This is a genomic window from Microbulbifer marinus (genome assembly GCF_900107725.1).
Taxonomy (GTDB): domain Bacteria; phylum Pseudomonadota; class Gammaproteobacteria; order Pseudomonadales; family Cellvibrionaceae; genus Microbulbifer; species Microbulbifer marinus.
Genome location: NZ_FNQO01000005.1, coordinates 117,235 through 129,272, shown reverse-complemented (window position 1 = coordinate 129,272; position 12,038 = coordinate 117,235). Strand labels below are relative to the sequence as shown.

Here is a 12,038-nt window from a genome sequence, read left to right as displayed (position 1 = left end):
AGTTCCTTTATCTTCTAATTGTTCGAGTCCCGCGCGATAGTTGTGAGGGACTGGCGCACAGGCGTATGCGTTGTACACCGTGCGATTTCGGACATGACTGGTCAGGGCGGGAATACAGGCGATACCCCAGCCTACCGAAGTGATTGTTCAGTCTGCGCAGTGGCAGAATGGGTTTTCAGTAGGCGCACCTATCCCGCGTCAGGCGGCGATGGGAGGGCGTAGAGCTGCTTCGGGAAGAGGAGAGGAATGGAGTTCAGCGTAGACGGCCTTCGCCATCGTGGGCAGGTTCGCCGAACCGTGGATTTCACTGCCCGGCATGGCACTTGCGCAGTGACCGGGACAGCAGCTGCAGGCCTGTTCACAGGCTTCGAGCGTTTCGTCCGCATCACCGGATTCGCAGTGATGTGCGTTCTCGGCAACGGCACAGTGATCGGCAGTCGCCGGCTCGGCACCCTGATGATGGCTATTGTCGCCGTCACGAGTGGACGCGCAGGGTGCTGCAAAGGCCTGGCCGTTCAATGCCAGTAGCAGAAATATCAGCAGTATCCGGGAGAGCGCGTCGTTCATGAATGATTCGGGGTGATTCCGAAACTTTTATTGTCTGATTAGCTGTCGAGATTACGTGCCAAAGCGGAAAAGGACAAGCCCCGTTGCCACCATTTGCGGTGATCGGTATCCACTGCGCAGATCGGCGACGTAGCAATTTATCTGAATAAAAACCTGGACTGATAATGAACAATTGGGCGAACTGCGGATCGCTATCCGCTCAGGCTATAGTTTGCCGATATGCGATTGCTATACCGATTGGCTCCTGTCGAAGATTTGGTGACTTGCCACGGGCAAGTAGTTTTCGCTGGCGGGATTTGCGCTGGTGATGAATTGACATGCAGCGGCTAAACATTGAACAGCAAAAAAGGCTACAAGCAGGCACTGCGTGAACTGCAAATCGATTTGGTGACACTGCAGCGTCACCTGATTGCGCACGATCTGCAGATTCTCGTTTTGTTCGAAGGGCGAGACGCCGCCGGTAAAGACGGTACGATCAAACGTATCGTAGAGCACCTGAGCCCGCGCGAGACCCGGGTGGTGGCGCTGGGCAAACCCTCGGACCGGGATAGCGCCAGCTGGTATTTTCAGCGCTTCGTGCCCCACCTGCCATCGTGTCAGGAAATGGTGCTGTTCAACCGTAGCTGGTACAACCGCGCCGGCGTCGAACGGGTCATGGGTTTTTGTACCGATCAGGAGTACCGGGACTTTATGGATTCGGTGGTGCCGTTCGAAACGATGCTGGTGCGCTCCGGTATCCAGATCATCAAGTACTATCTGGATATCGACAAGGAAGAACAGAAAAAACGCATGAAGGCGCGCAGGGTGGATCCGCTCAAACAGTGGAAGGTCAGCCCCGTCGATGAGGTGGCGATCAAGCACTGGAGGGAGTACAGCGTTGCCCGCAACGAGATGTTTGCCAAGAGCCACAGCGAAATGGTGCCCTGGTACGTGGTGCGGGCCAACAACAAGAAAACCGCGCGACTGAATGTGATCCGCCATCTACTCACGGTGGTGCAGTGCCCGGAGTGCGACCGGCAAGCCGAGACTCCGGATCCGGATATCATTTTTCCCTACGACGGAGCGCATCTGCTCAGTGGCAAGATAGCGCCCTGAATTACTGCCGAGCAGCCTTTCAGTGACTAACCGGGCCGCGGCCCATCTCTTCTCCTGGCGTTGCGGACCCAATATGCAGTGGGCGCTACGGATCATTGCCACGCGACATTATTCTGGATAATCGGGAGGTGATTCTATGCGCCCGAACAGCCAGTACAGTCCTTTTATTGCCGCGCTGGTAATGTGCTTCGTCGCTCTGCTGCTGGCTCCGGCTCAGGTCTCTGCCGATTCTGTCGGCTGGTTTGACGACGAGGCTGCGGTCGATATCTCCGGTGCGCCATCTATTCGAATTTCCCTGGGTGAGCAGCGCGCCTATTTCTATATGGGTGGAGAGCTGGTAGGTATTTCCAGAATTTCTTCCGGTCGGGCCGGTTATCGAACACCCAAAGGCAGCTACCGGGTCAGGGGGAAAAAGCTCAGGCATCGCTCTACTCTCTACGGCAGCTATGTCGACCGGAACACCCACCGTGTGGTGCGTGCCGACGTAGACACCCGCAAGCACCGCCGCCCGCCCGGCACCTACTACCGCGGTGCCAAGATGGATTATTTTATCCGCTTCAATGGTGGTATCGGGCTGCACGCGTCCGGAGACGTACCCAACTATCCCGCATCGCACGGCTGTGTGCGCATGCCGCGGCATATGGCGCAGAAATTCTTTCGCTACGCACGGGTGGGTACGCCGGTAATCGTCACTGATTGAGGCTTCCGCTGGTTCTAACCGCCCAGTCCTTTCCAGAGCCAGTAGGCCACAGCGGTGAGCGCGGCGATCCACAAGATCGCAATGACGGCGCTCGCGCGAAAATTTTTCGGCAATGACAGCGGCTCAGCCTCGGCGCGGGCCCGCAGTTCGAGCCACAAGTCCGGCGGCACCAGCTTTATCGCCAGCCAAATACCCAGCGGTAGCAGTAGCAGATCGTCCAGGTAGCCGAGCAGCGGAATAAAATCCGGGATCAGGTCGATCGGGCTGAGCGCGTAGGCGACCACGGCGATCAGCAGCAGCTTGGCGAGCAGTGGGGTTCGCGGGTCGCGGCTCGCGAGGTAGAGCACCTGCAGCTGCTGTTGCATTTTCCGTGCAAAGTGCTTCAGTCGCTTGACCATTGCGATCAATCCAGCTTGCGGCAGAAACAGTAAACGAAACATTGCACCACACCCGCCGGCGTGTGGTGCTCCTCCCGCTCCTGTCCCAGCAGATCAAACGGCGCGCCGAACTCGCCGTGCAGCTGGTCCGCGCTGTAGCGTACCACCGGCAGGCCGCTACATGTTTCCGGGCCGTCTTCGGCGAAGGTCGCCACTATCACATGGCCGCCGGGTTTTACCGCGCACAGCACTGCATCCACATACGCCTTGCGCTCCCGCTCGTCCGTCAGGAAGTGGAACACCGCGCGGTCGTGCCAGACATCATAGGCCTGATTGGGCAGGTCGATTTCCAGGATGTTGGCTTCCAGCCAGCGTACCTTGTCCGCCTTTGCGCCCAGTCTGCGTCGGGCCTTGGCCAGCGCCTCGGCGGACAGGTCGAGCACGGTGAGGTTGTCGTAACCCCTGTCCAGCAGATCGTCCACCAGCTTGGAGGCGCCGCCGCCCACGTCGATGATATTGGCGGACTTGGATGCACCCGTCTGCTCGATCAGCCGAACCGACACCTCGGCGTGCTCCTGGAACCAGCTGACTTCGTCTTCCGATTTTGAGCTGTAGACTTTTTCCCAGTGGTTTTTCTCTTTCAGAGCTGGATCTCCCGTTATTGCAGAAAATGACTCTCGCCGTTTGCTACTTTGATTTTTCTCCTACTGTGGTGAGCGAGTGGCGTTTCCACAGATAAAATACCACCGGCAGCACCAGCAGCGTCAGCAGCAGGGCGCTCAACATACCGCCGACCATCGGCGCGGCAATGCGACTCATGACTTCGGAGCCGGTACCGGTACCGAACAGTATCGGCAGCAGACCGACGACGATGGCGGCGGCGGTCATCATTACCGGGCGCACCCGCAGCCCGGCGCCGGTCAGTACCGCGTCGCGCAGGGACTCCTCGCCGGGACTCGCGCCCTCGTCCACGCTGTCATCATGCATTTTGGCGTAGCTCTGGTTCAGATATACGAGCATGATCACGCCGATTTCCACCGCCACCCCGGCTAGTGCAATAAAGCCGACGCCGACGGCGACGGAAAAATTAAAATCGAGCAAGTAGATAAGCCACAGCGAGCCGACCAGCGCCAGCGGCAGGGTGCCCATGATGATGGCCACCTCCCAGACATTGCGAAAATTCATGTACAGCAACAGGGCGATAATTAGCAGTGTCAGCGGGACCACATAGGTGAGTTTTTCTATCGCCCGCTGCATATACTCATACTGACCCGACCAGGTCACCGAGTAGCCGGCCGGCAGCTGCAGTTTTTCCTCGACGACAGTCCGCGCCCGGGCGACATAGCTGCCGATATCCACGCCCTCGATATCCACGAAGCTCCAGCCATTCAGCCGCGCATTTTCACTCTTTATCGCCGGCGGGCCGCCCGTCACCGCGATTTTTGCCACGTCGCCCAGGGCGATGCGCTGCCCTGCCGGCGTGACGATCGGCAGCGCCGCCAGTTGCTCCGGCGAGTCGCGGTAATCTTGCGGGTAGCGCAGGTTGACCGGGTAGCGCTCCAGCCCCTCGACAGTCTGGGTCACATTCATACCGCCGACAGCGGTGGCGACAACCTGCTGCACGTCGGCGATATTGAGCCCGTAGCGGGCGGCGCGCGCCCGATCTATGTCCACTTTGATATAGCGGCCGCCGGCAACCCGCTCGGAATACACCGACGCGGTGCCGGGCACCTGCTGCAGAATCTGCTCCAGCTGCTGTCCTATCTGCTGTATTTGTTCAAGGTCCGGCCCCGCGACCTTGATGCCCACCGGTGTCTTGATGCCGGTGGCGAGCATGTCGATGCGGGTCTTGATCGGCATTACCCAGGCGTTGGTGACGCCGGGCAGCTTGACCAGTGCGTCCAGTTCCTTTTGCAATTTTTCCGTGGTCATGCCGTCGCGCCACTGGTCGTGCGGCTTCAGCTGAATAAAGGTTTCGATCATCGTCAGCGGCGCCGGGTCGGTGGCGGTTTCGGCGCGACCGATTTTGCCGAACACGGTTTTGACTTCGGGCACGGTGCGGATCAGCTTGTCGGTCTGCTGCAGCAACTCGCGCGCCTTGCCGATGGAAAGACCGGGGTAGGTGGTGGGCATATACATCAGGTCGCCCTCATCCAGCGGCGGGATAAATTCGCTACCGATTTTACCGAGCGGCCACAGCGCGGTGAGCAGCAATGCGAGTGCCAGCGCGAGGGTGGTTTTCGGAAATTGCAGCACCCGCTTGAGCGTCGGCATGTAGGCGCCGATCAGCCAGCGGTTCAGCGGGTTCTTGTGCTCGGGCAATACCCGTCCGCGAATGAAGTAGCCCATCAGTACCGGCACCAGTGTCACCGCCAGTGCCGCGCTCGCCGCCATCGCATAGGTTTTGGTGAATGCCAGCGGCGAGAACATGCGTCCCTCCTGCGCCTCGAGGGCAAAAACCGGCAGGAAGCTCACGGTAATAATCAGCAGGCTGAAGAACAGCGCGGGGCCCACTTCCGCCGCAGACTCGGTGACGATCTGCCAGCGGTTTTGGTCGGTGAGCGGCGTACGTTCCATATGTTTGTGCATGTTCTCGATCATTACGATCGCGCCGTCAATCATTGCGCCGATGGCGATGGCAATGCCGCCCAGGGACATGATGTTGGCGTTGAGCCCCTGCAGGTGCATAACGATAAAGGCGGCGAGTATGCCTACCGGCAGACTGATAATGGCGACCAGCGACGAGCGCAGGTGGAACAGAAATACCACGCACACCAATGCCACCACAATGAATTCCTCCAGCAGCTTGTGCCAGAGGTTTTCCACCGCGCGCTCGATCAACGAAGAGCGATCGTAGACGGTGACTATCTCCACGCCCTCGGGCAGACCCGCCTTGAGTTTTTCCAGCTTGGCCTTGACGCCGTCGATGGTCTCCTGGGCATTTTCGCCGAAGCGCATCACCACGATGCCACCGACTGCCTCGCCCTCGCCGTTCAGTTCGGCGATGCCGCGCCGCGCCTGTGGGCCCAGTGTGATATCGGCCAGATCCTTGAGCAGGATGGGAGTGCCGTTGACGTCCATGCCGAGCGGAACGCCGGCCAGATCGTCGATACTCTGGATGTAGCCGCTGGTCCTGACCATGTATTCGGCTTCTGCCATTTCCACCACCGAGGCGCCCACCTCCTGGTTGCCCCGCTGTATCGCCATCTGGATATGGGATAGCGGAATACCGTAGGCACGCAGCTTTTCCGGATCCACCTTGACCTGGTACTGCTTGACCATACCGCCGAGCGCCGCCACTTCGGATACGCCGGGCACCGTCTGCAGTTCGTACTTCAGGAACCAGTCCTGTAGGCTGCGCAGTTCGCTGATATCGTGTTTACCGCTGCGGTCGACCAGCGCATAGATATATACCCAGCCGACGCCGGTGGCATCCGGCCCCAATTGCGGCCGTGCATTGGCCGGCAGGGTCGGCGCCACCTGGGAGAGGTATTCCAGTACCCGCGAGCGCGCCCAGTAGGCATCGGTGTCGTCGTCGAAGATGACATAGACATAGGAATCGCCGAAAAACGAGAAGCCGCGCACGGTGACCGCACCGGGCACCGACAGCATCGCCGTCGTGAGCGGATAGGTAACCTGGTCCTCGACCACCTGCGGCGCCTGGCCCGGGTAGCTGGTTTTGATAATCACCTGCACATCAGACAGATCCGGAATCGCATCCACCGGTGTCCTCTGCAGCGAATAGATTCCGGCACCGACCAGCAACAGCGTCCCCAGCAGCACGAAAAGGCGGTTGTTGACCGACCAGCGGATAACGGCGGCAATCATGGCTGTTCTCCATGCTCGCCGTGACCGTCATGCTTGCTGTGATTGCTGTGATTGCTGTGATCGCTGTGGTCGCTGTGGTCGTTGTGATCGCTGTGCTCGTTGTGATCACTGCGCTCGTTGTTCTCGTGCTCGTTGTTCTCGTGCTCGTTGTGCTCGTTGTGTTCCTTGTGCTCTTCGTGCTCGTTGTTCTCTTTGTGCCCGCCGTGGTCACTGTGCTCGCCATGCTCGCTGTGATCCATCTGGCGCCGGGGATCCATGCGCATGAAATCCGAAGTCTTGCTGGATTCGGAGTCGATCAGGAATTGCGCCGAGGTAACAATGCGCTCGCCCTCGCGAAGCCCCGCCAGTATTTCCACCTGCTGCTCGCCGATGCGGCCTGTCTGCACGTTGACCGACTTGAACCTGCCTTCGCCTAGCGCGAGCACCACGCGTGGTTTGCCGCCGGTGCGAATCAGCGCTTCCGCCGGAATCAGCAGCGTCTCCTTTCCGCGGCGCGCGTGAATGGTGAGCTGCGCAAACATATTCGGCTTCAGATCGTGATCCGGATTGCCGAAGCGCGCGCGTATCCGCGCCGTGCGGGTCTTTTCATCCAGGGTCGGGTAGATGTAATCGACCGTGCCGGTCCAGCTCTGTCCGGGTAGGTAATCCAGCCGCATGGTGACCGGGTCGCCCTTGTTTACCAATGCCGCCTGGCGCTCGAAAACTTCGCCGATAACCCACACCTCGTCGAGCGAGGCGATCGACATCACTGCCATACCCGGTTTGACGAAAATACCTTCGCGCACATTGAGCTTGTCCACGACGCCGGACTGGGGCGCGTAAACGGTGACGGTGCGGCGCACCTTGCGGGTTTTTATCAATTCGTCGATGGCACTCCGCGGCAACTGCAGCGCGCGCAAACGCTCGCGCGCTGCGTCTATCAGGACACGGTTGTTGTGCTTCAGCGCCAGCACCAGCTCCTCCTGGGCATTGACCAGTTCCGGCGAATAGATGGTGTACAGGGGCATGCCACGGTTTACCGGATCTCCCTCGGCATCCACGTAGAGCTTTTCTATCCAGCCCTCGACCCGGGGATTGATCTGTACCAGCTGCTTTTCATCGTACTGCACATAGCCCACGGTCCTGATTTCCGCATCGAAGCGGCCGCGCTCAACGGCGGCGGTACGCACGCCGAGGTTATTGACCACCTCCGGAGAGATGCGCACCGTGCCCGGCGAATCACTCTCGCCCTGTTCCTCTTCGTAGACGGGCACCAGGTCCATGCCCATGGGTGACTTGCCGGGTTTGTCCCTGCGGTAGTTGGGGTCCATCGGCGCAACCCAGTACAGCGGCTTGCGTTCGCCGCCGGTGGCTGCCTCTTCCCGGTCGCCGCGCAGTAGCAGTGCGGCGGAGATGCCGATCGCGACGCCCAGCGCGATCAATAGTGTTGTTTTGATGCGGTTATTCATTTTTGCGGCTCTCCTGTGTCCGCGGGAACCTGCGCGAGCAGGTAATTCAACTGCGCGATGATCTGCAGGCGGTCGACCTCGATATCGAGCGCATCGATCTTGGCATTGAGTTCGGCGATGCGTGCGCGCACCGCCTCGGCGAAATCGCCCTCGTCGTTGTAGTAGGCGGCCAGTGATGCCTCGGCCTGCTCGCGCATCTGCGGCAGCAGTTGTTGCCGATAGAGGGCGCGGCGCTGATCGAGGCGGATGAGTTGCAGGCGCGAATTCTCGAGCTGCGCCAGCAGTTGCCGGAGCAACAGGGATCTCTCGGTTTCCGTGGCGGCGGTGCGCGCCACTGCGGCACTGAGCGTTTTGTCCTGCCGCTTTTCAGTGAACAGCGGCAGATCGAAACTGACGCCGACGGTGACCAGGTCTGTCCGGTCCTGCCCCTGCGGGTCTTCGCCGCGGAAACCGTAGGCGGCCTTGAGGCCCCACTCGGGTTTGTATTTCTGTCGCGCCAGATCGATACCGGTGGCCACCGCATCGATCTTCGCGTCCAGCGCCAGTACTGCCGGGTGCAGGCGCAGCTGCTGGTACCAGTCGGACGGGGCCCGGTTGTCCGTAACCGGCAGTAGCGGTTCCAGGTGTGGCAGGGCGCCGCCGGTAGTTCCGGCGTCTTGGACCCATTCGGCCAGTCTGCGCTCGGCACTGTCCTGGCGTTGCCGCAGCATCGTCAAGCGGTCGTCGAGGCGGGTCAGTTCCAGTTGTGCGCGGATGACATCTGGCTGACGCGCGCGGCCCCGGGCCGACGCATAGCCGGCCACGGCGGCATCCACCAGTTGCTCGAACAGTGCGCGGTCGCCCTCGATAAGGTGGATGCTCTCGCGTGCGCCGTAGGCGTCCAGCCATAACTGCGCGACCGTGACGGTTACCCTGGCGCGCCGATCCGCGCGCAGCAGTGGTTCGCGGGCGGCGAGCAGCTCTTTCTGCTGGCGGGAGAGCGCGCGGCTCTCGCCGCGCGGAAACATCTGATTGATGCCGAGGGCGAATTGCGTCATCGGCTCCTGGCCGAAATTGAACGTATCCGTGGGGAAGTTGAGCGCGGTGACCGCAACTTGCGGGTCCGGCAGCTGGGCGGCGGCAATGGCTTCATCCGCCAGTGCGGCCTCGGAATAGCGGCTGCCGTCGAGCCACGGATCGCTCGCCACGGCGATGGCGATGGCCTGTTCGAATGTCAGCTTGTCTTCCGCTGCGCCGGGCGGTGACGTCAGCGCGGCCGCGAGCAACAGCATCGCGGCGTAAATAGGGGATCTCATTGGATTTGCTCTTCACTGCTCGATGGGTAACGGCGGCCTTATGACCGGTTACGGGATCTGCAGGCGCACTTCGCCTGGGAAATCAGGCAATCGGCGGACGGAAGAGCTGGGACAGCGGGACCGGAGGGATGGGGTTGCTTAGGGCTGGGGCGCCAGCAAGTGGTAAGAGGGATGCCAGAGATTCCAGCGGCGAGGGCGGCAGTATCGACACGCTACAACCACCGACAGCGCAGGCGCTACCGGGGTTTGGACAACAGCCGCAACCATCTGTGCCGGCTGTGCCGGATTCCTGCGCGGCATATTTGCCGCTGGGCATTTCCATGCCGGGCATATCCATGCCGGGCATATCCATACAGTCCATCGGCATCGCTATTGCGGTGTCTTTTTCCAGCGGGGCCCAGGCCGGCGGCAATACGGATGCGACGGCCTGGCCGATCAGGGCCACCGCGAGAAGCAGTATTGCTGCGAGCTTGCGTTTCACCGGGAATTGCCCCGAAGACTAATGGACAGAGTTAAAACCATAACACAGAGTTGTAATTTTCGTATGGCGGCGCGTTTCTGTTGGCATTGAGTAGTCCTCATCGCGCATCAGATCCGCGCCGGGTTGACCCTATTACTGTACTTTGTCCAGGTACTGGCTGAGCCGCTCCTTGTTCATCGCAATCTGGCCGCTGATGGTCTGCGCCTGCTGCTGCGCCGCTTCCAGATTCACCGCCTTGCCGACCTGAATGATGCCCACCATGCCCAGGGCCAGATGGGGATCACATTGATAGAGGTAGACCCCTTCCTTCTCCAGTGTGACGGACACCTTCTGTCCCATAGTGCCTTTCCATGTGGCGCCGTCTTGCGGAGACAGGACGGAGCTGCTGTTGTGGGCGACATCGGTGGGCACGAAGGTCACGGTATCGCCGGGCTGCACGGCGAGAAAGGCCGGTTCGAAGACCATCATTCCATCCGCGCCCTGATTGAGCATCTGCACTTCGTGGTCGGCTGCCAGGGCAGGGGTGGCGCCCAGTGCGAGCGCCAGAATGGCGTGGCGGAGAAGTTGGAAAGGCATGACTGCGTCCTTCTTTGTGGTGAATTATCTACTGGTTAGTGCCTGTGACCGGCCTATCCAACCGGTTCAGCACGTGGCGATGTTAGTCGCGCACAACGGGCCGCCTATTGATCTGGATCAATCGCGCGCCGGGCGTCGATATGGGGGCCTGCGCGCTGAAGCTGAGCCGGGATTTGGGCGGCCGGCCCCGATACGGGGTAAACTGTGCGGCAGTTTTTTCAGCGGGTTGATGACAGGGGATCGGCTTTGGCCACGAAACGCAAAACCGCTTATGTATGTAACGAGTGCGGCGCCGACTACTCGAAGTGGGCCGGCCAGTGCAGTGCCTGTGGTACCTGGAACAGTCTCAGCGAAGTGCGCCTCGGCCCCGAGCACCGCGACAGTCGTGCGGCCAACTTTACCGATGCCCAGAGCGGCTATGCCGGTGCCGCCGCTGCCGGCCATGGAAAGGTACAGAAGCTTTCGGAGATAGATCTCAGCGAACTGCCGCGTATCCCGACCTCGGCCTCCGAACTGGACCGCGTGCTCGGCGGCGGCCTGGTGCCGGGTTCGGTGGTGCTGATCGGTGGTCACCCGGGCGCCGGCAAGTCGACGGTGCTGCTGCAGACCCTGTGCCACCTGTCCAAGAACATGCCCGCGCTCTATATCACCGGCGAGGAATCCCTGCAGCAGGTCGCCATGCGCGCCAGGCGTCTGGGCCTGCCGGCAGACGACCTGCAGATGCTCAGCGAAACCGATGTGGAGCGTATCTGCCAGGTGGCCAAGGAGGTCAAGCCGCGGGTGATGGTGGTGGATTCCATCCAGGTGATGCATATGGGTGACGTGCAGTCGGCGCCCGGCTCCGTGGCGCAGGTGCGCGAGAGCGCCGCCTACCTGACCCGCTTCGCCAAGCAGACCGGCACGGCACTGATTCTGGTCGGCCACGTGACCAAGGACGGCAGCCTCGCCGGCCCCAAGGTACTGGAGCACATCATCGACTGCTCCATCCTGCTCGAGGGCACCCACGATTCCCGCTTCCGCACCCTGCGCGCGCATAAGAACCGCTTCGGCGCGGTGAATGAGCTGGGGGTGTTCGCGATGACCGAGCAGGGCCTGAAGGAAGTCTCCAATCCGTCGGCGATCTTCCTGCAGCGGGCCGAGGAGGTGGCCGCGGGTTCGGTGGTGACCTCGGTGTGGGAGGGCACGCGCCCGCTGCTGGTGGAGCTGCAGGCGCTGGTGGACGACAGCAGTCTCGGCAATCCGCGCCGGGTGGCGGTCGGCCTGGACCAGAACCGCCTGAACATGCTGCTGGCGGTATTGCATCGCCACGGCGGTGTGCTGGTCGGCGACCAGGATGTATTCATCAACGTGGTCGGCGGGGTCAAGGTGATGGAGACCAGCGCCGACCTGACCCTGCTGTTGGCGGTGGTGTCGAGTTTCCGCAACCGCCCGCTGCCCCGCGACCTGGTCGTGTTCGGCGAAGTGGGGCTCGCCGGCGAAATCCGCCCGGTGCCATCCGGGCAGGAGCGATTGCGCGAGGCCGCCAAACACGGTTTTCGCAAGGCGATAGTGCCGGCCGCCAACCGCCTGAAAAACGATATCGACGGTATGGAGATGCGCCCGGTCAAGACGCTGGCCGAGGCGCTGGCGGCGATCGATATGTCTTGATGGAGGAGTGTCGGGCTGCGGCCC

Annotated in this window: 11 protein-coding genes; 3 read left to right on the top strand and 8 right to left on the bottom strand. The window is 61.2% G+C overall.

Annotated elements, in window-relative coordinates:
- Positions 1-198: 198 nt before the first annotated feature.
- Complete coding sequence (locus tag BLW36_RS17285; protein WP_139304928.1) at positions 199-567, bottom strand: hypothetical protein; 369 nt, start codon at positions 565-567, stop codon at positions 199-201.
- Between the two features lie 333 nt (positions 568-900).
- Between BLW36_RS17285 and ppk2 the strand changes: the two genes are divergently transcribed.
- Together ppk2 and BLW36_RS16020 are read left to right on the top strand one after the other, a co-directional pair.
- Entirely contained in the window at positions 901-1,662 is a 762-nt protein-coding gene (ppk2, locus tag BLW36_RS16025) for a polyphosphate kinase 2 (protein WP_091391039.1), read from the top strand.
- 136 nt (positions 1,663-1,798) lie between these two features.
- Positions 1,799-2,362, top strand: coding sequence for a L,D-transpeptidase (locus tag BLW36_RS16020; RefSeq protein WP_244506299.1), 564 nt, complete (start codon positions 1,799-1,801; stop codon positions 2,360-2,362).
- Positions 2,363-2,376: 14 nt separating this feature from the next.
- Here the strand turns inward: BLW36_RS16020 and BLW36_RS16015 are convergent, their stop codons facing one another.
- The 7 genes from BLW36_RS16015 to BLW36_RS15985 form a co-directional block, all read right to left on the bottom strand.
- On the bottom strand, positions 2,377-2,760 hold the full coding sequence (locus tag BLW36_RS16015; RefSeq protein ID WP_091391115.1) for a YkvA family protein: 384 nt from the start codon (positions 2,758-2,760) through the stop codon (positions 2,377-2,379).
- A gap of 5 nt (positions 2,761-2,765) precedes the next feature.
- On the bottom strand, positions 2,766-3,383 hold the full coding sequence (locus BLW36_RS16010; RefSeq protein WP_091391037.1) for a class I SAM-dependent methyltransferase: 618 nt from the start codon (positions 3,381-3,383) through the stop codon (positions 2,766-2,768).
- Between the two features lie 43 nt (positions 3,384-3,426).
- Entirely contained in the window at positions 3,427-6,567 is a 3,141-nt protein-coding gene (locus BLW36_RS16005) for an efflux RND transporter permease subunit (protein WP_091391035.1), read from the bottom strand.
- Positions 6,564-8,015, bottom strand: a complete 1,452-nt coding sequence (locus tag BLW36_RS16000) for an efflux RND transporter periplasmic adaptor subunit (RefSeq protein WP_211567236.1) — start codon at positions 8,013-8,015, stop codon at positions 6,564-6,566. Before BLW36_RS16000 ends, BLW36_RS16005 begins: the two co-directional genes overlap by 4 nt.
- Complete coding sequence (locus tag BLW36_RS15995) at positions 8,012-9,310, bottom strand: TolC family protein (RefSeq protein WP_244506297.1); 1,299 nt, start codon at positions 9,308-9,310, stop codon at positions 8,012-8,014. Before BLW36_RS15995 ends, BLW36_RS16000 begins: the two co-directional genes overlap by 4 nt.
- An 82-nt stretch (positions 9,311-9,392) precedes the next feature.
- A complete protein-coding gene (locus BLW36_RS15990) occupies positions 9,393-9,791 on the bottom strand; it encodes a hypothetical protein (RefSeq protein WP_091391031.1) in 399 nt (132 codons plus the stop codon).
- Between the two features lie 132 nt (positions 9,792-9,923).
- Positions 9,924-10,367 (bottom strand): pseudoazurin, encoded by a 444-nt coding sequence (locus tag BLW36_RS15985; RefSeq protein ID WP_091391029.1) that lies wholly within the window; start codon positions 10,365-10,367, stop codon positions 9,924-9,926.
- Between the two features lie 246 nt (positions 10,368-10,613).
- Between BLW36_RS15985 and radA the strand changes: the two genes are divergently transcribed.
- A complete protein-coding gene (gene radA, locus BLW36_RS15980; protein WP_091391028.1) occupies positions 10,614-12,014 on the top strand; it encodes a DNA repair protein RadA in 1,401 nt (466 codons plus the stop codon).
- Positions 12,015-12,038 lie beyond the last annotated feature (24 nt).